General features: G+C 46.0%; 14 protein-coding genes and 1 other annotated feature. Of the genes, 3 read left to right on the top strand and 11 right to left on the bottom strand.

The window, feature by feature from the left end; all coding sequences use genetic code 11:
- Nucleotides 1–59: 59 nt before the first annotated feature.
- Complete coding sequence (locus NSQ66_RS08230; protein ID WP_235219496.1) at nucleotides 60–413, top strand: cupredoxin domain-containing protein; 354 nt, start codon at nucleotides 60–62, stop codon at nucleotides 411–413.
- A 138-nt stretch (nucleotides 414–551) separates the two neighbouring features.
- On the opposite strand, the gene NSQ66_RS08225 is transcribed toward NSQ66_RS08230, so the two are convergent.
- The 3 genes from NSQ66_RS08225 to pheS all read right to left on the bottom strand — a co-directional run bounded on the left by NSQ66_RS08225 (nucleotide 552) and on the right by pheS (nucleotide 6,503).
- Entirely contained in the window at nucleotides 552–2,642 is a 2,091-nt protein-coding gene (locus NSQ66_RS08225; protein ID WP_076101561.1) for a hypothetical protein, read from the bottom strand.
- 199 nt (nucleotides 2,643–2,841) lie between these two features.
- Entirely contained in the window at nucleotides 2,842–5,286 is a 2,445-nt protein-coding gene (pheT, locus tag NSQ66_RS08220; protein WP_036683558.1) for a phenylalanine--tRNA ligase subunit beta, read from the bottom strand.
- Nucleotides 5,287–5,468: 182 nt separating this feature from the next.
- On the bottom strand, nucleotides 5,469–6,503 hold the full coding sequence (gene pheS / locus NSQ66_RS08215; RefSeq protein ID WP_036683561.1) for a phenylalanine--tRNA ligase subunit alpha: 1,035 nt from the start codon (nucleotides 6,501–6,503) through the stop codon (nucleotides 5,469–5,471).
- 60 nt (nucleotides 6,504–6,563) lie between these two features.
- Nucleotides 6,564–6,849, bottom strand: a binding site (T-box leader).
- A gap of 588 nt (nucleotides 6,850–7,437) precedes the next feature.
- On the opposite strand from pheS, the gene NSQ66_RS08210 reads away from it, so the two are divergent.
- Nucleotides 7,438–9,051, top strand: a complete 1,614-nt coding sequence (locus NSQ66_RS08210; protein WP_076141377.1) for a sensor domain-containing diguanylate cyclase — start codon at nucleotides 7,438–7,440, stop codon at nucleotides 9,049–9,051.
- Nucleotides 9,052–9,114: 63 nt separating this feature from the next.
- On the opposite strand, the gene pulA is transcribed toward NSQ66_RS08210, so the two are convergent.
- From pulA to NSQ66_RS08175, 7 genes are all read right to left on the bottom strand, one after another.
- Nucleotides 9,115–11,502 carry a type I pullulanase gene (gene pulA, locus NSQ66_RS08205; protein WP_076141376.1) on the bottom strand — a complete coding sequence of 796 codons (2,388 nt, stop codon included), beginning with the start codon at nucleotides 11,500–11,502 and terminating at the stop codon, nucleotides 9,115–9,117.
- A 383-nt stretch (nucleotides 11,503–11,885) separates the two neighbouring features.
- Nucleotides 11,886–13,598: a phosphoenolpyruvate--protein phosphotransferase gene (ptsP, locus tag NSQ66_RS08200; RefSeq protein ID WP_036683566.1), complete on the bottom strand. Its 1,713-nt coding sequence runs from the start codon at nucleotides 13,596–13,598 to the stop codon at nucleotides 11,886–11,888.
- Nucleotides 13,591–13,866 (bottom strand): HPr family phosphocarrier protein, encoded by a 276-nt coding sequence (locus tag NSQ66_RS08195; protein ID WP_036683569.1) that lies wholly within the window; start codon nucleotides 13,864–13,866, stop codon nucleotides 13,591–13,593. Before NSQ66_RS08195 ends, ptsP begins: the two co-directional genes overlap by 8 nt.
- A gap of 98 nt (nucleotides 13,867–13,964) precedes the next feature.
- Complete coding sequence (gene ptsG, locus NSQ66_RS08190) at nucleotides 13,965–16,034, bottom strand: glucose-specific PTS transporter subunit IIBC (RefSeq protein ID WP_036683572.1); 2,070 nt, start codon at nucleotides 16,032–16,034, stop codon at nucleotides 13,965–13,967.
- A 265-nt stretch (nucleotides 16,035–16,299) separates the two neighbouring features.
- On the bottom strand, nucleotides 16,300–17,178 hold the full coding sequence (locus NSQ66_RS08185) for a PRD domain-containing protein (protein ID WP_036683575.1): 879 nt from the start codon (nucleotides 17,176–17,178) through the stop codon (nucleotides 16,300–16,302).
- A 401-nt stretch (nucleotides 17,179–17,579) separates the two neighbouring features.
- Nucleotides 17,580–19,163 (bottom strand): flotillin family protein, encoded by a 1,584-nt coding sequence (locus NSQ66_RS08180; protein ID WP_283160350.1) that lies wholly within the window; start codon nucleotides 19,161–19,163, stop codon nucleotides 17,580–17,582.
- Nucleotides 19,163–19,699, bottom strand: coding sequence for a hypothetical protein (locus NSQ66_RS08175; protein ID WP_036683577.1), 537 nt, complete (start codon nucleotides 19,697–19,699; stop codon nucleotides 19,163–19,165). The genes NSQ66_RS08180 and NSQ66_RS08175 overlap by 1 nt, the downstream gene beginning before the upstream one ends.
- A gap of 766 nt (nucleotides 19,700–20,465) precedes the next feature.
- On the opposite strand from NSQ66_RS08175, the gene NSQ66_RS08170 reads away from it, so the two are divergent.
- Nucleotides 20,466–20,690 (top strand): hypothetical protein, encoded by a 225-nt coding sequence (locus NSQ66_RS08170; protein ID WP_339279648.1) that lies wholly within the window; start codon nucleotides 20,466–20,468, stop codon nucleotides 20,688–20,690.
- Nucleotides 20,691–20,943: 253 nt separating this feature from the next.
- On the opposite strand, the gene NSQ66_RS08165 is transcribed toward NSQ66_RS08170, so the two are convergent.
- Nucleotides 20,944–22,107 carry an iron-containing alcohol dehydrogenase gene (locus NSQ66_RS08165; protein WP_036680996.1) on the bottom strand — a complete coding sequence of 388 codons (1,164 nt, stop codon included), beginning with the start codon at nucleotides 22,105–22,107 and terminating at the stop codon, nucleotides 20,944–20,946.
- Between the last annotated feature and the right edge of the window lie 147 nt (nucleotides 22,108–22,254).

The following is a 22,254-nucleotide window of genomic DNA, read 5'->3' as shown; positions in this document are numbered from 1 at the left end:
ATACTTGGACTTCTTGGGAGGGGATTTAGATCATTAAAAAATTTGCAATTCTACTTTCAATGGTGTTCGTTATAGCACTTACAGCCTGTGGGAACAGCAATGATAGTGCTGCTGGCAATGCTAACACATCGGAGCCGGAGATCGAGGCAGAAACAGAACTCATAATTACAGCTACAAATTACAGCTTTGATCAGGAAGAATATCATCTAAAAAAGGGTGTGCCCGTCAAAATCATTTTTAAAAATGATGACGGCAATCACGGTATCCTTATTCCTGAGTTCGAGCTGCAGCTTAATGAAAAAAAATCCTCAAAGGTGATCGTACCAGAGGAAGCTGGAACTTTCGAAATGACCTGTTCCATTATGTGTGGCTCCGGACATAGCGGAATGAGAGCTACTATCATCGTGGAATAGATTACACATAAACAGCCGATTATTAGGGATTCTCCCTGATATCGGCTGTTTTTTTAATCTGAGCTCATTAATAAAGAGTGCTGACCCGAAATAGATCTCTCTACTCATCAGGTCAGCCCTCTTACTTGCATCCGGCATTCAACTGTCCTGCTCGATCAGTTGAATCCATTCATTATATTCATTTTGCAGCTTGGCATATTCCTCTTTAAGGTTACGATGCTCGTCCGTAAGCTTGTCAAGCTCTTCCTGACGCATTTCAAACTGGACCTGCAACAAACGAAGCTGTCCTTGAACCATTTCATAGCTTTCACCAACTTCACCTAACTGCTGAAGCACCTCGCTACGTTCACGATCAATAGCTTCCTGCTTCATCTCAGCCTCGCCGGCTTCCTGCTGCCAAATGTCGATCTCCTCGCGCAGCTTCGCTTCGAGATCCGTCCACTGCAGCTGCCGATCGGATAGCTCCTCGTACTTGTGCTTCCAAGAAGCTCCGTACGCCTCTGCTTCCTTCAGCACTTCCTGTTGCTCAGCAACAGTAGCAGCGGCTTCACGACTAGCTTCAGACAGCTCTTCTAAGCGTCGTGTTGCCTCTTCGCCTTCTTCCTGCAGCAGTTGATATCTTTCCTGCAGGCGTTCTCCTTCTTGCAGTACATCATCGTATTGAGCAATCAATTCCTCATAACGCACACGAAGCGCAGACAGCTCCTTCTGAACCTGCACACCTTGCTCCCGAAGTGCCGCTGTTTCGCGTTCTGCATCTGTACGAAGCTGAACCTCCTGATCCAGCTGCTGTACTAATCCATCGGCTTGCCCACGTAGTGTGTCGATCTCTTTCTGAAGCAACACGGATTTCTCCTCAGACTCCAGCAGATTCATTTCCAGTTCACCAATATCTTCCATGCGTTTATCCGAAAGCTCCTGCCAGTTAGCCGCCTCTGCTGCTGATCCCGCAAGCTCTTCCTGAACACGGTGCAGATTCTCACTCGTCTCCTGTAGTGACGCTCTTAGCTCTGTAGCTTCATTCTGTGACTGTTGATAACGCTGGCGTAACTCTTCCAGCTCCTCATTCAACAGTGTGCCCAGCTCAGTAGCCGTGCGCAGCTCTTCACTGAGCTGTTCTTCACGTTTAACGATCGCTTCATATTGTCCAAGCAGCGTCTGTCTTGCATCTCGCTCACTCTTAAGACTGGCTTCAGCCGCCCGTAATCTGGACTGAAGTTGCCCGGTCCCACCACGAAGCTCCGCCAGCTGTTTCTCCAGCTCTTGAATGCTTTGCTTATGTCTATGCTCTTGAGTGCCTTGTGACTGCCGCAGTTCCTTATTCTTGGTTTGCTCCCGCTGCAGTGCTTCACGTTCTTCCGCCAGCTCTTTGCCCAACTTCGCTTTGGTACTCTCAAGCTCTTTACCTAAGGTCAACTTGGTATCCTCAAGCTCCTTACCCAGCGTCAATCTGGTATCTTCGAGTTCTTTACCTAATGTAGACTTGGTAACCTCAAGCTCTTCCTCCAGTGTTGACTTGGTCTCGGTCAGCTCAAGCTGCAGAGCAGACAGCGTGTCTGTCTTCTCCTTGGTCAGCGTCTCTCGGATGTTCTCCAGCTCTTGCAGATGAGCAGCCTTCTGCTCCTCCAGCTGCTGCAAGCGGATGGCTTCCGCCTTCGCCAGTTCCTGCCGCTGTTGTTCACGACTAGCTGCCCGCTCTTCTTCGTAGCTTGTCCGCAGTTCTTGCAGCTCTATCTCGCGCTCAAGCAATTCTTCTTCCAGCTTCTTGCGTGCAACTTCCACAGCTTGCACTGCCTCCTGAAGCTGCTCCGCATGTACCTTGCGTTCATTCTCCTGAATCTCCAAATGCCGCTTACGCTCTTCCTCCGCAGCAGCAATCAGTCGCCCAGCCTCTTCTTTGGCCGCAGCTTCAAGTCGCTCAATTTCTTCTTGCCGCTCCCGCTGTACCTCCAGCAGGCGAGATACTTCCAATCGCAGTTCACTGCGTTCACCTGTCATCATGTTTAGTTCATTTTTGAAGTCCTGAACCTGAATAGCCTGCTCCGCCATATGTACAGCTGCAAGCACCGCTATACGCGGTGTGTCCAGTCTGGTGTGAGATTTAGAAATCGTGCGCATATGTTCATCAACATAACGGGCCACTTGTTTCATATATTCAGTACTGCTTCCGACGAGTTTATAGGAAGTTCCATATATCTCCACGGCGACACGTGTCCGGTCCATAGCCACAGTTGTGCCCTCCTTTGTATGTGTGCGGATTCTAAGCTAGTTTCACTTCTTCTATTGTAGCTTTTTTGGTAAGCATTTGGCAAAATCCCTAATATTCAATAGATTATGGCTGATATTCTCCGCTTTGCACTCTACCTAGAAAAAACCGCAGCGAATCTCAGTTTCTAAATGGATTCGCTGCGGCTTTACACAATTCCTGCTACTTTCTTAATTCTGCACCAAAAGTTTGTTGAAGAGATGCTAATACCTTCTCATGCACCTCTCCTACTTCTTCATCAGTCAATGTATGTTCACTATGACGATACAGCAGTGAGATCGCGATGCTCTTCTTTCCACTCTCCAGCTTACCGCCAGTGTACACGTCAAATACCTGTACGGACTGGAGCAAAGTACCTCCGTTATCACGGATGGAAGCCAGCAGATCGCCCGCTGGTACAGCGGAATCCACGACCACAGCAATATCCCGTTCCATTCCCGGGAAACGCGGAAGCTCATTATATTGCAAACGGCTTTGCGCACTTTCATATAACGGCTGCAATAAAATTTCTGCCGCATAAGTATCCACCAGATCCAGCTGTCTTTGCAGATCCGGATGAATCTGCCCCATCGTTCCGATCTTCACACGGCCCTCGTTCCCGAGTAAATATACCGATGCGGAACGCCCAGGATGAAATCCTTCTGGACTGTCTCCCACATAGACGATTTTATCAGTCAGCCCTAAATGAGCAAATACCGTTTCCAGCGCACCCTTCAAATCAAAGAAGTCCACAGGCTGTGCCGAAACATTCCATTGCTTCACTGTTAAGCTTCCGCTAAGCAACAGCCCCAGCACTGGCAGTTCGCGTGGTTGGCGAGTCAGCTGTTCTTCATCCGTGAAGAAGACGTTGCCGATTTCAAACAATGCCAAGTCGCTTTGACGACGATTGGTATTGTAGCTGGCAATATCCAATAGTTGCGGAAGAAGGCTGGTACGCAGTACGCTGCGTTCTTCACTCATCGGCATAGCCAGCTTCACCGCTACTGCTCCTTCTGATAACGCAGGGAACATTGTGCTTTGTTGCGGCTGGATGAAGGAGTAACCCATCACCTCTTGGTAACCGCCATGTGACAATAAGCGGCGCAGTTCACGACGGAGCGCTTGCTTGTGAGTTAGTGCTCCTGGCGTTGTAATTCCTTCAATTAGAGTCGTTGGAATATTGTCATATCCGTACAGGCGGGCAATTTCTTCAATAAGATCAACATCATAGCTGATATCGCCACGTCTGGTTGGGACTTGAACTTCAATCAGCCCTTGTGCGGTATCTCCGCATTTGAAGTGTAGGCGGCCAAACAATGTCTTCACTTCCAGCAAGGACAAATCCGTTCCCAGATAACGATTCAGTTTCTCTAAGGACAAGGTGAGAACCTTCTCTTGAACAGCATCAGTTCCTGCTTGCACGATGCCTTCATGGACCGATCCGCCAGCATAACGTGCAATCAGCACTGCTGCACGGTTCAATGCAGGAATAACTGCACTTGGATCCACTTCCTTCTCGAAACGAAGGGAGGCTTCAGAGCGAAGTCCCAATTGACGCGAGGTTTTACGAATCGTACCACCATCAAACTTAGCAGATTCCAGAACAAGGTTTACCGTCTCAGCAGTAACCTCTGTATCCCGTCCACCCATTACTCCGGCCAGACCTACAGCTTTAACTCCATCAGCGATAACGAGCATTTGCGGCTCTAGCTTACGCTCTTGACCGTCAAGTGTAACCAAAACTTCACCTTCATGGGCAAGACGAACGCCGAGTTCTCCACCTTGCACTTTATCTGCATCAAAAGCATGCAGCGGCTGTCCATATTCCAGCATCACGTAATTGGTAATGTCCACGATATTATTAATTGGACGAACCCCAGCAGCCATCAGACGATTCTGAATCCACAGCGGTGATGGTGCAGGTTTAACACCTGCAATATAACGAACTGCATAATGGCTGCAGTATTCTTCATCTTCAATCTTGACGGAAATGGAATCCGCAGCAGGACCACTGATCTCAATAATTTCGCTTTTTGGATCAGGCAATTTAACTTCACGCCCAAGAATCGCACTTACTTCATAAGCAGCACCAATCATACTGAGGCAATCCGAACGGTTCGGAGTCAGATCGAATTCCAGAATCTCGTCATCTAAGCCGAGGACCTTGGAAATATCCTGACCAATCTCTGTCCCTTCAGGCAGCACAAGAATACCTTCTTGTTGCTCTTTTGGAAGCAATTTATCATTCAGTCCCAATTCTTTGGCCGAGCAGATCATCCCTTGCGATAGGACGCCGCGCAGCTTGGCTTTTTTGATATCCAGTCCTGGCAGCTTAGCACCGACCAGTGCTACAGGTACAGTTTGACCTGCAGCTACATTTTTTGCGCCGCAGACGATTTGTAGATCCTCATCTTGGCCCGCATCCACGATACATACGTTCAGCTTGTCGGCATCAGGATGTTTTTCCTTTGATTTCACATAGCCGGTTACGATGCCGGAAATGCCTTTATTGCGGCGCTCTACGCCGTCAATCTCAATGCCGGCAGCGGTAATCTTCTCCGCTAGCTGTTCGGCGGTTACTCCTTCAATCGATGTATAATCAGCCAACCATCCGGTTGATACTTTCATATCCGCTCACTTCCTTTATGTTTCAGATGTATTTATTTCACTGTCGTTCGTGCTGCTTCCTGTGGGAGAACGGATGAAGTGCACTCAATTTCAGCTACACACTATTAAGGACGGTCCCTACAAGGAAATCAGATGCTCCAAAACCCATTCTCCAGCCACTAACAGCCAGCGCACCACAATAACTAAACGCCCTTGAACTGCTTCACAAAACTCATATCATTACTATAGAAATGACGGATGTCATCGATGCCGTATTTAAGCATTGCAATCCGCTCTACACCCATTCCGAAGGCGAAGCCGCTGTATTCAGCAGGATCATAGCCACCCATTTTCAGTACATTCGGGTGTACCATACCTGCGCCAAGGATTTCTAACCATCCACTTTGCTTGCATAGTCTGCAGCCATCGCCACCACATTTGAAGCAGCTTACGTCTACTTCAACACTTGGCTCCGTGAATGGGAAAAAGCTCGGACGAAGACGAATGCCTGTATTCGGTCCAAACATCTCCTGCACAAATTGTTGCAGGGTGCCCTTCAGATCACTCATTCGAATGTTACTTCCAATGACCAAACCTTCGATTTGGTGGAACTGGAAGGAATGCGTTGCATCATCATCATCACGGCGGAATACTTTACCCGGACAGATGATTTTAACAGGAGCTTCACCGTTCATAGCCTGCATAGTACGAATCTGTACTGGCGAGGTTTGAGTGCGCATTAGCAGGTCATCTGTTAAATAGAAAGAATCCTGCATATCACGTGCCGGGTGATTCTTAGGCAGATTTAGAGCTTCAAAGTTATAATAATCGGTCTCCACTTCCGGACCTTCAGCTACACGGTAGCCCATGCCGGTAAAAATATCCTCAATCTCCTGTACGACTCTGCTAAGCGGGTGAATGCCCCCTTGCTGTAAACGGCGACCCGGTAAGGTTACATCTACTTTTTCAGCCTGCAAACGTTGCTGGGTTTCCTGCTCTTGAAAAGCCTCCTGCTTCGCGCCGATAATCTCCTCAATAGCACTGCGAACCTGATTCGCCACTTGCCCGATTACCGGACGCTCCTCAGCACTAAGTCCTCCCATACCGCGCAGAACCTCTGTAAGCTCACCTTTTTTACCGAGATACTTCACTCTTAAATCATTTAGTACCTGCGGATCCATAACCTCCTGCAGCTTAGCCAGCGCTTCAACCTTCAATGCTTCCAACTTCTCTTTCATGGCCGTGTACAGCCCCCTTCAATCATTGTCTAGTTCAACAAAAAAAGGCCTTTCCTCCCGGTAAGGGACGAAAAGACCGTGGTACCACCCTTGTTAGACAAGCTGATCTGTTCCCCTTAAGAGCTTCATTCCCTCTTTTGGCTGGACAGATACCTATCTCACTTTATACAGAAATAACGGTCTGTGACCGGTATCCCCTACCCTTCCCTATTAGACAGCTTAAGGAATTCAGGGAACTGCTCCGGAGTGAACTTCGACAGCTCTGCTTCTTAGAAACGCTCTCAATCCGCGGCGTCTCCTCCCTGTAAGTCAGGCACTGTGTACTCTTCTCCATCACTGCATTTCACAATTCATGCTAATTGTCAGGTATCTCTTTACTACAAGAGATATGTCTCTTTATTATATGCAAAATCTGTCGTTTTGACAAGCTGGATTGGCATCGGGGCGGGCAGGCGTGATTTTTGGAATGATGCCTGCGAACAAAGCCGCACGACTTCACCCCATTCACGCACTGCGTAACAAATAATGAATGATTAGCTTTCCTGTAGTCATTATGACTAAGGGCAGTTTTTTTCAGCAACTGTAAGCCGTATCATTTATGATCGAGTGGGGTAATAGGATCCATCGGTTTGAATATAGATAATTCAATAGGCCCATACATTAAACTTTAAATTTTGTCTTTTGGATTATTATGAGTAAAGATTGCTCTATAAGCAGCACGTCCTATATACTTGATATACTAGAAACTACCATTTACTCACACGTACACTTTCCTATGTTTTCCCACTATGTATACAACACCTCTTTTATTCCAAAAGCACCTTCAAACATCAGTGACTGATTTAAATTACGCCTGACCATAGATTGACTTCTGCAGGTTCTACTTAAGCAGCAATAGATTTACTTAATCATCTTATACAGGGAGAAGATGACTGTGGCAGGGTTCTTCGAATTTAAGGTAACACGCAAACTATTCTATGTCTTCGCTGCAATCTCCGTCCTTCTGGTCGGGATCAGCGTGTCCTCGCTACTCTATTTAAATCACACTATTAATAGATTGTCAGATTCTCTTTATGATGATATATATCAGAACTCTAAGCTCATACTAAGCGCCGATCGTGATCTGCATCAAGCTGCTGTAGCCTTGCAAATCGCAATGGGTCCAAACCTAACAGCCGCGGAAGGTGAACAGTTCACTACGGAGTTTATAGATAATAATCTTCAAGCGCAGGAACGAATAAGTCTAGCAAGAGCAAATATCAACGCTATAAAAAAACCTTACAGTGATATGAAACAAAGTGTAATTATCCTTTCCGAATTAAAAAACGAGCTGCACTCCTTCGAAACTACCATTGTCATGTGGAAAAATTCAGGGCATACGCTAATAACGGAACGGACGAAGAGTAGCTGGAATCCGGATTCATATTCTGCGCTCACCCTAAACTCGCAATTCAATGAAGCTAGAGCACATCTCGATCAAGCAGAGGACTTGATTGGCAACTACGCCTTGCAAGTAACGGACGGTTTTAAGGATAAAAAAAGCGCTTTGTTCTCCCTATATTCGCTCCTCTTACTTGTGTTTCTCCTGGTCATTATTTACCTTGGACGCAAAATCATCTGGCTCCAGAATGAAATGCTGGAAGAACAAACACTTTATCAGCTAATCGGTGAAACCATGTCTGATTTCATTATTTTGACGGATCCTAACGGGTTGATTCTATACGCTTCCCCCTCACACTCCAGTATTCTAGGCTATGTGCCTAAAAAAGGAGATCCGTTATCCAACTACATACGTGAACCGGAGATTGCCTGGGCTAAATTAAAGAGCGTGGTTCAGGGAACCCCGCGCATTTCAGAACTGCGCATGCGCGGAGCAGAAGGCCAATGGGTATGGCTTGAAACTAAGGTGTCACCTGTTCTCGGCAGCCGTAAATTCCCAGCACAATTCATGCTGTTATCTCGAGAAATTACCCAGCGAAAACAATACGAAGAACGACTACATAAGCTAGCCTTCTATGATCATTTAACAGCGATTCCCAACAGGGCTCATTTCAAAATGTATATGGAGAACCTTATCACACAACCCGAAGAACGGAAGCAAAAAATTGCACTGGCCCTGCTGGATTGTGACAGATTCAAGCAGCTAAATGATACCTTAGGCCATCTGGCTGGAGACGAATTTCTTCAGCTGCTCTCCCGTGAACTTCAGCATACAGTCAAAGGAATAGGTCAGGCCTTCCGGATCGGCGGAGATGAATTCGCAGTTGTACTGCATCGATTCACTTCTCCAGAGATGCTTGATGAAACGCTGCAGCGGTTACTTAAACTGTTCAATAAGTCTTGGTCTGTTGATAACGGGTCCAGCTTCCACACCTCCGCGAGTATCGGAGTAGCTTTATTTCCTGAACATGGAAGCAGTATCAATGAACTGCTGCGTGCCGCCGATTTGGCGATGTACCGCTCCAAAGACCATGGTGGCAATAAAGCCAATCTTTACTATGAGCTTGTGGACGAAGAGTTTGCTGACCAGACCATTGTAAAACCATAAAACCAAATAAAAAGCTGTCTCAGGATACAATCAACCCTGAAACAGCTTTTTTTTGTATTGCCACTAACTGCTTAACCGAAGATGATCCTCTGAAATTCCATCAATCTCCTGATCACGATCCCGAACTAAGACCTTGGTTAACTCTCCATTCGTAGAACAATCAATGAAGCGGTCTCCGTCTCCATCTTTTTCTTCCCAATCATTAAGCCGCAAAATATATCCGATGGATTGGGTATCTGGCAGCACTTCGATGCGGGCTACTGCACGCCCGTTCTCCATATATCGGAAATCGCATTGTCCATCCTGGATTCCTGTATCCCAAACCCAAAGATTCCAGCCTTGGTAATTCCGATCTGGGCGTTCATAGTGTATTTCGATGATTTTAGAGCGTGGGGCTGGCTCACCACATTCATCATAAAGGACCATCATCGACAACCCTTCCACCTCTACCTCATTGCCTTCGATTCTGCGGATGGCTTCTATCCCGGCACGGGTATGGTCTACTACTATACTCCACCCGTTAGAAATCTCAGGAAGAGCCACCGTCATTCGATCATTATTAGCATTGAAGATAACGGTTATATTGTTCCAAAGATCGCCTCCTGCATGGCCTCTAAGAAGATACGATACTATTCCGCCATCACATCGCAGAAATTCCAACGAACGTTCAATTTCCTGGCGGCCATGCAGACGAAATGCCGGATGTGTGCGCCGCAGCTCGATCAGGCCTTTATAATATTGAAATACGGGCTTAAATACGCTTTTCATATTCCAGCGGATCGAGTTGATCGCGTCACCGCTGCGGTAGCTGTTATGATCTCCAAATTTACTGCGCAGGAGCTCATCTCCAGCATGCAGGAAAGGTATCCCTTGCGATGTCAGAATAATTCCGTTAGCAAGCAAGGAACGACGTACAGTTTCATTACCGAGAATGTTCTCCGGATCTACATTCACGTATGGATTGGCAAGGGCCACTGCATCTTCCAGATCCTCGTTATCCATGTTGGCGATTACCGGAAAATCAGCTTTCTGGCTCCCCCCTTGAACGATAAGCAACTTATCCCATAAATTCAAATTATCATGGGCAGTTACATAGTTCACAGATTCCACAGGCGAGTCCGTAAACTCATGAATTGCTCCTTTAATTCCGGCTGCAATAGCACCTTCTTTGCCGTATTCGCCTGTCACGAACCCTCTTCCGAAGCCATCACTATCCCCTTTGATCGCTGAACGAAAGTTATCGTTGAAGACAGCATAACCCTTACCCCGTTGTACACCTTTTAGCGTTTTAGTGGCCAGCGGAGAATCTCCACCCGTCCAAGGTTCACCGTAAAGCAACAGATTCGGATTCACTTCTAGACGGAGCTCTTCCGTAATCTCCCGCATGGTAACACTGTCCATCAGACCCATCAGATCAAACCGGAAACCATCGATATGATATTCCGCAGCCCAATAAGATAGGGAGTCTTTAATAAATTTACGGACCATCGGACGTTCTGTAGCCAGCTCATTGCCAACCCCGGAGCCATTCGACAAACGTCCCATAAAATCGCGGCGATAGAAATAATCTGGGACAAGCGGCTCAAAAGGTCCATTCTCCACAGCATAAGTGTGGTTGTAAACGACATCCATAATTACCGCGATCCCGCGGCTGTGCAAGGCCTGCACCATCTCTTTAAATTCACGGATCCGCAAGCCAGGATTGGCAGGATCGGTGCTGTAAGATCCTTCAGGTACATTATAATGCTGGGGATCATACCCCCAATTGTAGTCCACATTAGCTATGGAGGAACCCCGATTAACCACCTTCAGCTCATCCACGGTCTGAAAATCAAATACCGGCATCAGATGAACATGGGTAATCCCTAATTCAGCCAGATGATCAATCCCCACTGTATTTCCTGCCGGATCCTTTAAACCAAATTCGGTAAATGCTTTGAATTTACCCTTATAATACATACCAGAGCTCTCATGTGAGGAGAAATCACGAACATGCAGTTCATAAATCACTGCGTCGGCAGGATGCTGTAACGGAGGCGCTACATCCTGATCCCAATGTTCTGGATTCGTATCCTGCAAATTAACGATTGCCGATCTTAAACCATTAGCTGATACGGCTGTTGCATAAGGATCTACTGCTTCTGTCACATTACCATCTGCAAAAACAGCACGGTACATATAATATTTCCCTTTTAGATCACCTGATAACTTGGTCTGCCAGACTCCGCCATTACTACGCTGCATATATACAATCCGACCACTGTCCACAGCGCTCTTATGTGACTCAGCATTCAGTCGATAACCACCTGTTTCGTACAGGACAAGGGACACAGCAAGAGCCGTAGGTGCCCAGACTTTAAAGACACTGTACTCCGTTGAATACGTCAAGCCTAAATCCTTACCCTCATAGACTTCCATCATCAATTCTGCATTTATATAATTTTTACTCATGAATTAACACCATCCTATGGCTCCCCACCTAACCTGTGGGGTTGCTTATAAGTCCATATATTACCAATTCATTACATATTAATACTTGCACAGCGCTGCAAGTCGGCAAATGGAGTATAAACTTTCTATGGATCCTTACTTACTATTATATGTACGACATATTTATAGGTTTGGGTTCCTTATCGACTTTATGCTCATTACTAATACTATCGGTATAGACATCTGCGCAATAAAGAAAATAAACAGTGAACAGTAAATGAGGTCGAATTAAAGTAAATTATAGATTAAAAAACATAAAAAAGCCGACCTCCAGCCATCGGAAGTCGGCAATAGTAGTTGGAAAACAGTAGAACGCTAAAACGGATTAATGCATGCGTAAAAAGTTACTTAGCGATACTTTGAACAAGTGCAGCTACTTCTTCAGCCGTGCCAAGCTGCAAAGCTTTTGCAGCCAAATCCTTCATGTCGGCAGCCGACAATTTAGAAATTTGACTGCGCGCTGGCAGAATGGAAGTTGCACTCATGCTGAATTCGTCAAGACCAAGACCCAGTAGCAGCGGAATAGCTGTTGCGTCACCAGCCATTTCACCACACATCCCTGTCCATTTACCTTCTGCATGGGCTGCATCAATTACATTTTTGACCAAACGCAGGATGGCTGGATTGTAAGGCTGATACAGGTAAGATACCTGTTCATTCATACGGTCAGCAGCCATTGTATATTGAATAAGATCATTCGTACCGATACTGAAGAAATCAACTTCCTTAGCAAACTGGTCAGCCAGTACAGCAGTTGATGGAATCTCAACCATTATGCCGAGCTGAATGTTGTCTGATACTTCCTTACCTTCTTCCCGAAGCTTAGCTTTCTCTTCGAGCAAAAGATCACGCGCAGCACGGAATTCACCAAGCGTAGCTATCATAGGGAACATAATGCGAAGATCCCCGTGAACACTTGCTCTTAGTAATGCACGTAGTTGAGTACGGAAAATATCCTGACGATCCAAGCACAGACGGATCGCACGGAAACCAAGGAAAGGATTCATTTCCTTCGGAAGGTCCAGATAAGGCAGCTCTTTATCGCCACCGATATCCAGGGTACGTACGACTACCGGCTTACCCTTCATGTTCTCAAGTACAGTACGGTAGGCGTTATATTGGATTTCCTCAGAAGGCAGCTTATCGCGACCCATGTAAAGGAACTCAGTGCGGTACAGACCTACACCTTCGCCACCATTCTCAATTACACCATTCACATCATTTGGTGTACCAATATTGGCAGCTAGCTCAACATGTTTACCGTCTGCTGATACTGTTGGTTCGTCGCGAAGTTTCTTCCATTCTGCGATTTGCAAGTCGTAAGCTTCCTGCTTGCGAGTGTACTCTGCCACTTCAGCTTCGCTAGGATTGATCAGAACGTCCCCATTCAGACCATCGACAATCACCAAATCGCCAGAATTCACTTCGGACAGAACCGTTTTAGTTCCAACAACCGCTGGAATTTCCAAAGAACGTGCCATAATCGCAGAGTGGGAAGTCCGTCCACCAATGTTCGTTGTGAAGCCTTTAACGAACTTACGATTAAGCTGTGCTGTATCCGATGGTGTTAGATCTTGAGCAATCACGATTACTTCTTCACTGATTTCTGCAGGACTTACATAATGAATGCCCAGCAGGTGGTTCAGCAAGCGCTTGGTAACATCACGCATGTCAGCTGCACGTTCCTGCAGATAGGCACTCTTCATATTTTCAAACATCTCAATGAATTGCGTAGCCACTTCGTTTAGCGCATAGTCCGCGTTAACCGATTCCTCACGGATTTTATCAATTACAGGATTGATCAGCTCTGGGTCATCAAGAATAAGCAGATGTGATTCGAAAATCTCAGCCTTTTTCTCTCCCAGCTCTGCCAAAGTACGCTCTTTAATCGTTTGCAGCTCCACTCTTGATTTGGCGAGTGCATCATTCAACTTAGCGACTTCTGCTTCAGTATCACTGATACCTGTCTTCGTAATCGTATAATCCGGATGTTTCAGGATAAAAGCACGGGCTACTGCAATCCCTGCTGAAGCCGCGATTCCTGAAATCTTATTCATGGATTTCCCCTAGCCCTTCTTTAATCATTACTTCTTGAAGAGCGTTCAAAGCTTCTGCTTCTTCGCTTCCTTCAGTAATCAAAGACAAAGTATCTCCAGCTTCAAGACCCAATGACAATACGCCAAGAATGGATTTCAAAGTTACTTTTTTACCTTTAGCTTCTGCAAATGCTTCTGTACCTTTGAATTTTGTTGCTGTATTTACCAAGGCAGTTGCTGGACGTGCGTGAATTCCATCTTCATCGACAATTCTGAATGTTTTTTGCATAATATTATCCAACTCGCTTTCTGTTATTAGAGTATTTTAAATTTATAGTGAAAGCTTCGCTTCCTTGTATGAACAAGGAAGCATCGGCCCTTGCACTTTTACTGAATCGTAATGATGTCTTGGTCTCCTATAGAAACCTTACCCGGCTTCTTCAATGTTACAGAAGAGCCTTCTGGTAAATTCGAGAAAATAACAGGTGAGATTACAGAAGGTGCATGTGCTTTTACATACTCTAAATCCACTTCCATAATCGGTTGCCCAGCCGCTACAAGATCGCCTTCTTCAACTAATACCGTGAAGCCTTGACCTTTAAGCTTAACCGTATTAACCCCAATATGAACGAGCACTTCCTTGCCTCCGTCAGACATAATACCGATGGCATGTTTGCTCGGGAACACGTTAAATACCTTACCGTAAACCGGTGAAGCAATTTTCCCATCTTCGGATAGAAACGCGAAGCCGTCGCCCGTCATTTTTTGGGAGAATACTGGATCTGGCACCTCTGTGATATCCAACAATTCACCGTTTACTGGAGATACGATATCTTCCTTGATAATCGCTTCACCAGCTTCACCTGCCTGTTGTTCTTCTTCTGGCTCTGGAGTAACCACTACTGGAGCTGCTGAAGCCGCAGGTGTCTTTCCGTTAATCACATCTTGAATCTGCGATTTAATCGTGTCTGAACGTGTGCCAAAAATCGCTTGAACGTTATTACCCACTTCCAGCACACCTGATGCACCAAGTTTCTTAAGACGGTTCTTGTCTACGCCTGCCTTATCTTTAACTTCAACACGAAGGCGGGTAATACAAGCGTCTAGATGAGTGATGTTTTCTTTACCACCTAGAGCGGACAAAATGTTCCGCGGTAGATCATCACCGGCTCTGGAGACAGACTCCGTATTCACTTCTTCTTCTTCATTCGTATCTTCTTCACGACCCGGTGTCATAAGATTGAATTTCCGAATTACAAACCGGAAGCCGAAGTAATAAATTAAGGCAAGGGCCAGACCTACCGGAATAACCAGCCACCAAGCTGTACGGTTCGGGATAATACCGAAGAGCACAAAATCGATAAAACCACCCGAGAATGTCATCCCGATTTTAACATCAAGAATATGCATAGTCATAAAGGACAGACCTGCAAACACAGCATGTACAGCGAACAGCAATGGAGCCACGAATAGGAACGAGAATTCGAGCGGCTCAGTAATCCCTGTCAAGAACGATGTCAATGCCGCGGAAATCATCAAACTTCCGACGATCTTTTTATTCTGTGGTTTAGCTTCATGATAGATAGCCAAAGCCGCTGCTGGAAGACCAAACATCATGAATGGATATTTACCCGTAGTAAATGTCCCTGCTGTGAAGTCTACTCCATCGCGAAGCTGCTGCATGAAGATCCGTTGGTCACCACGTACCAATTCTCCAGCTTTATCAACGTAGGTACCAAATTCATACCAGAATGGAGAGTAGAAAATGTGATGCAGTCCAAAAGGAATGAGCGAACGTTCGATCGTTCCGAAGATAAACGCTGCAAGCGTTTTGTTCGTATCAATCATACTTTGTGACACATAGTTCAGACCATGTTGAATAGGTGGCCATACTATTGTCAGTAACAAGCCCAAGATTAGAGCTGTTACCGCCGTCATAATCGGTACGAAACGTTTACCTGCGAAGAAACCTAGGTAAGAAGGAAGCTCAATTTTGAAGAATCGCTTGTACATGGCCGAAGCCAATATACCGACGAGTATACCTCCAAACACCCCTGTTTGCAGTGTTGGAATCCCTAATACGCTGGCATACGAGAAGTCGCCTTGGCTTAGAACGTAATCATTAACACCAATAACTGTACCCATCGTAATGTTCATTACGAGGAAACCGATAATGGCAGCTAGACCCGCAACACCTTCACCCCCGGCTAAACCTATCGCAACCCCCACCGCGAAGAGTAAGGCTAGATTATCAAATACAATTTGTCCTGAATTCATCAATACGTTGGCAACAGCCTGAACAACATGGTTCTCCAGTGCTGGAACATATTGCAGGAAGTCTGGGTTTACCAGCATGTTTCCTATTCCAAGAAGCAAACCTGCCGCAGGCAGAATAGCTACTGGAAGCATCAGAGCTTTACCAACTCTTTGTAAAACACCAAACAACTTTTTAAACATTTAGGTTACTCCTTTCATTAATTTCACTAAAACAGATGCCAAAAAAGGCATGAGCAACACAGTATAGAAGTTGTAATCTAACGCTATCGTTAGATTGCCCCAAGAAGGGGGTTAACAACCAAAATACTGTAATTCACTCATGCCTGATCGAATCAGTTACACGCTCGATATTCTGTTTTGTTGATGACAGTGAACATTGTAGCATCGTTTTTTTTAAGTAGCAAGCGTTTTTTTTGAAACCATGATTTGTTACAACTTTTGCACTTTAAGGAGCTTCACCATTCTTGTCCATATCTTGTTCGTCCACTTTTTTCTGGGCAATACGCTGCAGGTGAATCGTCAAATAACTTACCTCAGCTTGATACACGGGAATTCGCACACGCTGTTCGATAATTTTTGTTAATTTCCAAGCCAACGAATACATCTCAGGATACTCCCGTTTCATGAGTCCATCCAGGGTTGAGGTCTCTTGTACCGCCTCTCCACGGCGTAATCTTTCTAGAACAAATCGCAGATGGGTTACCAGTCTTGAGTAATCAAGTGAATCCCGTGGGATTCGATAGTCCAGATAATTCTCGACTAACCCAACCAGCTCTCCAATCAAGAGAGAATGTTGTCTAACCTCGGAAATTTGCCTATTACTAAGTGCGCTGACAATATGAAGAGCCACAAAACCTATCTCATCCACCGGCAATTCCACGCCCATAGCCTCATTGATCCGTCCAATCGCATATTCTGCCATCTTATATTCCTCAGGATAAATCTCCTTAGTTTCATACAAAAATGGATTATGAATTGGGATATCTTGTTCAAAACGACGGATAGCAAAAGAAATATGGTCGGTAAGTGCAATGTGAATATGCTCATTAAGCGGCTGACGGTTACAATGCATAATATGTAATACTATTTCTTGAACGACCTCAATCAACTTCTCATCCACTTGGGGAAGAAGCTGTTTATATTGTTCCTGCTCCTCCTGGCTACGAAGAATAAACATCTTCTCCACGGAGGATAGATTAATCTGATCACGCAGCTTGCGGTTAAACCCTATCCCTTTACCGATAACTACAACCTCAGAATATTGAGGATGCTGGGCAATGATAACGTTGTTATTTAACACCTTCGCCACTGTTATGCTACTCATTTTTGACACCTCTTTTATTTCTAAACACCTAACTTCCAGCAGCATTCGCAATAAGAAATCGTACGATAAATACAAGCTTTGCTACCATCATAACACCAAGAATTGCATATTAGAAGAACACTCTGTGTCCTTACTAATCTAGTAGATCAGAGTGAACAGCCTTAAAGGCTTTTATTTTACCTGAAAAAATCTTTAAACACCAGTGAAAGCGACGATGTCCATTTATACAATAATTCCCATGGTATTTCGATAAGCTATAAGCCTTCACCAAAAATCACCTGTATACGCACGAGCTGTTTATCATGTTGTCTGTTTTAGATCAACACATAAAGATTAAGGTATGACCAGCAGCTTTGCCAGTCATACCTTAAGTAAATTAAATCAATATAATTTGCATTAAACTATTTTTCCTTTTGTTCAGGCAGAGAAGTTAAAGTCTCGCTGGCTGCACTGGATGTTACTGATGGCTGAATATAAGTTACAGGGGCAACTGCTGCGGTTGGTGTAACTGATGCTCCTTTGCTTCCGGAAGCTTTAGTGGTCAGCCCCTTGATCAGTGCCTCTACATCAATCCCTGAGACGCTCTTCAGCATCTCTGGAGCGGTGGACATTAGCTGAGTCACATAATTGCTGACCCGGGCTGCACCTTCCCCATTACCGGTATCTACAACGGTAAGTTTATCAATAGATGCTAGCGGCTTCGCAATTTGGCCAGCCAAATCAGGCAGCATTTTGACGATGATGTCGAGCACCGCTGCTTCGCCGAATTTCTGGAAAGCTTCCGCCAGTTTCTCTTTGGCTTCTGCTTCCGCTAGACCGCGCAACCGGATAACCTCAGCATCCGCTGTACCTTTAGCCAGCTCTGCATCCGCCATCGCTTGACCTTCAAGACGCTTCTGCTCAGATGTCGCTTTTGCTTGCGTTTCAATACTATATTGCAAGGCATCTGCCTCACGCATTCTCTTCGCCTTATCGGCTTCCGCCGCTTGCTCTACTGCATAACGATCCGCTTCTGCTTTTTTCTTCACTTCAGCATCATACTGCTTCTCGCGAACTTGAATTTCTTTGGCTTGCAAATCGATTTCACGTTCCTTACGTACCAGCTCAACCTTCATCTGTTCTTCAACAACGGTCTGCTTTGCACGTGCCTCTTGAATATGATAAGCCTGGTCGGCTTCCGCTTTCGCTGTATCCTGATCCCGTTTAAACGCAGCCACCTTAAGCTGGTTTTCCTTAGAGGCTTCGGCAATATTCGTATCCCGCAGCAGCTCAGCTTTTTGCCCTTGCTCTTCTGCGTTTGCCTTTTGAATTCTCGCATCCCGCACTGCTTCTGCTTCAGCGATCTCTGCATCCCGCTTCACAGCAGCTATCCGCGGTTTACCCAGTGCCTCTAGATATCCATGTTTGTCTCGCACATCCTTGATGGTAAAGGAAACAATTTGCAGACCCATTTTCTTAAGATCACGTGCCGCCACGCCTTGAACCTCTTGCGCAAAGCGGTCACGGTTACGATATACTTCCTCAACGGTCATCGAACCGAGAATGGCCCGCAGATGACCTTCAAGAACTTCTTGTGCTTCGCTCTTCAGTGCTTCAATCGGTTTGCCCATAAATTGCTCAGCAGCTGTCGCCACATCTTCCGTTGAGCTACCCACTTTAATGATCGCTACGCCGTCGGCAATAACCGGAACCCCTTGTTCGGTGTATACTTCCGGGGTCGTCACATCGAGTTTATGAGAAAGAAGCGACATAAATTCAGCCTTCTGAAAGACTGGGAGTATAAAGGCACCGCCCCCGCGTACAATCTTTATTTTACGACCAGAACCATCGTCTGAAATATGATTTTTCCCTAAGAACGACCCCGTTACGATCATCCCTTCATCGGGTCCAACCGTTTTGTAACGTGCCCAGAATGCGATACCTAGCACAAACAAAACAGCAACGACAACAGCAGGGACTAACAAATACTCAGGAATACCGAACATTAAAGATCCACTCCTCTTCTCTTTTCGAATTCTGACACCAATGCAACGCCTTCTCTAACCTCCACTACAACAACTTTAATCCCTGCCGGAAGCAGCTCATGATCAAAGCTTGCTGCCGTATGCAGGCTATTGCCGGCGCCAAACTTTACCATAATCTCACCATAACCAGTGGCGGGAACAGGAATTGTGATTTCCCCGATCTTACCAGGCAGATCACTCATTGAGAAACCATTGGACATTTCGCTTTTTTCCATGGGCTTAACCACCCCTAGATACATAAGTACTCCCAAAAAAGCGGCGGCTAACAAAGACAAAGCAATGATCGCCCCAGCTTCCAGAGCGCTGTACCGGGTTAGAAGAATGCCCGCTCCGCCGAACACGGTTATTCCTCCTGCCAGCACGGTGGGATTCAGAAAATCTACAGATACGAAATCAAAGGCCCCATGCAAGGCATCTCCGATCACATCGCCCACCAGGACGCTGACTATGGCAAATATGACGCCTAGCGCCAAGCAGCCTAAATACAGCGTTTGCATTTTTATTTCCTCCTGTCTTCTATCAGGACTGTCATATTACATTAAACGTACAAAGTAGGTCCTTGGTTTCACAATCTTTGGATATTCACCCAAATAAGTTCCATTCAGAGGATAAGCATGCGCACATTGACACTATTTTATTACATGTGCTGGGGTTGTCCTAAAGGACGTCCAATAGTTACTGAGGCGCTGATTTTTGTTGGTAACACTCTCGCGCGTATGAAGGGGTTATGCTGTTTACGCGCCTTCGGCCCATCGGACTCAGCAGACCCTATTTGCCGTTTTATCCGACATTTGGTATGCTATCGGACCGCATAGCCACTATTGGCATTGAAACCAGCAAATATAAGAGCATTTCCAAGCAATAGTGTCTCTGGTGTCCGAAAACTTGCTCAAAAGACTGAAAATTCGCATATAACGTCAGTTGGGTCCGTAGGTAGGGCGTATAAGGGTAGGCCGTATATTGGTAGAGGAATCAGTTGAGGGAGATTACAAACACTAGTTGGTTGGGTAACACTCTCGCGCGTATGAAGGGGCTATGCTGCTTATGCTGCTTATGCTGCTTATGCTCCTTCGGCCCAACGGACTCAGCAGACCCTATTCGCCGTTTTATCCGACATTTGGTATGCTATCGGACCGCATAGCCTCTATTGGCATTGAAACCAGCAAATATGAGGTCATTTCGAAGCAATAGTGTCTCTGGTGTCCGAAACCTTACTCAAAAGGCTGAAAATTCGCAAATAACGGCAGCTGGGTCCGTAAGACTGTGGAGGACGGTCGACGGATTAGATTACGGGAACGAACAGTGATAGATGAGGAGCGGTCAGCGGCAGTGGGTATCTGTCAGCGGCAACGGAGGTTAGTCAGATGCAGTCGAGGTGTGAACAGCGGTAGCCGGAGGTTTGGACAGCCGCAGCGAGACACGGTCAGCGGCAGCGGAGGTTTGGACAGCCGCAGCGAGACACGGTCAGCGGCAGCGGAGTTCGGATAGCGGCAGCGGAGGTTTGGACAGCCGCAGCGAGATACGGTCTGCGGCAGCGGAGGTTCCGCCAGCCGCAGTGGAGTTCGGTCAGCGGCAGCGAAACCTTGTGATGAGAGCGACAGAAAAGTACCGTAAGAGGAGCAAGTCACACTAGACCATAAACACCAAGAAGCGATTCCTCCATAACGAGGAATCGCTTCTTTGACATGCTTTTGCGGCTTCTAGAATAAAGAAATATGGTCTCTTTCCGTAGAAGAGTTACTTACAAAGCCATTTTATAAATCTCAACTACATCTTCACGCTCAAGCTTGCGGAAATTACCAAACGCTCCGAAACGAACAGCCTTGTCAGCCATACTGCCGATCTCGCTGTCATCAATATCATAATCACCAAGTGTCTTCGGAGCACCGATGGAATCCCAGAAATTACGCAGAGCCTCGATACCCTCCAACCCGATTTCTTCATCAGTCTTGCCAGCAGGATCAACTCCGAACACATTTACCGCAAGCTTGCGGAAACGTGCAGGGTTTGTGCTGAGGTTATATTTCATCCATTGCGGGAACAAAATCGCCAAACCTCCGCCATGCGGAATATCGTATACAGCCGATACTGCATGCTCGATATTATGAGTCGCCCAATCTCCGGCAAAACCCATGCTGACCATTCCGTTAAGCGCCATCGTACCGCAGTACATGATGGTCTCACGCAGCTCGTAGTTATTCAGATCTTCGATAAGCTTCGGCGCGGTTTCAATTACAGTGCGCAGCAAAGTTTCACAGAAACCGTCTTGTACCGGTGTATTGCCGTCTGTATGGAAATAGTGCTCCAGAACATGTGACATGATATCCACCATGCCATAAACGGTCTGATCACGTGGCAGAGAAAAAGTGTTCTCTGGATCAAGAATCGAAAATGCCGGGTAGGCATGCACGCTGCCCCAGCCCATTTTTTCCTTAGTAACCTCGTTTGTGATTACGGAGCCGTTATTCATTTCAGATCCCGTAGCAGCCATTGTCAGCACTGTGCCCAGTGGAAGCGCGTCTTGGGCCGCTGCTTTACGCTCTACAAAGTCCCACATATCACCATCATATTTCGCTCCAACAGCAACAGCTTTTGCGCAGTCCAATACGCTTCCGCCCCCTACTGCGAGAACAAGGTCAATATTATGCTCCCGGCACAGCTCTACGCCTTTATGTACTGTGGAAAGACGTGGATTGGGTTCTACTCCAGAGAGTTCAGTCACTGTAGCGCCTATTGAACTCAGCTCAGCAACTACTTTATCGTACAAACCGCTACGCTTGATACTGCCGCCACCGTACATCAAAAGCACATTTTTACCGTACTTAGGAACCTCCGTCTTCAAGGCTTCAAGGGTACCCTGTCCAAAAATCAGCTTGGTAGGATTATAAAATTCAAATTTACGCATATGTGTAAACCTCCAGTAGTTAATTCATAATGTCTTACTCCTTCGTATTATAAACCTCTGGTTACCCGCATTCAAATTAGGTGGCTGGATTTCGTCATTCCGAATAAAAAAAGATGCCCCAAGCCCATAGGCTTGAGGACATCCTTA

Origin of the sequence: Paenibacillus sp. FSL H3-0329 (assembly GCF_037963285.1) — a bacterium.
Taxonomy (GTDB): domain Bacteria; phylum Bacillota; class Bacilli; order Paenibacillales; family Paenibacillaceae; genus Paenibacillus_AQ; species Paenibacillus_AQ odorifer.
Note: the sequence above shows the minus strand (reverse complement) of the source record. Positions and strands in the feature narration are given on the sequence as shown.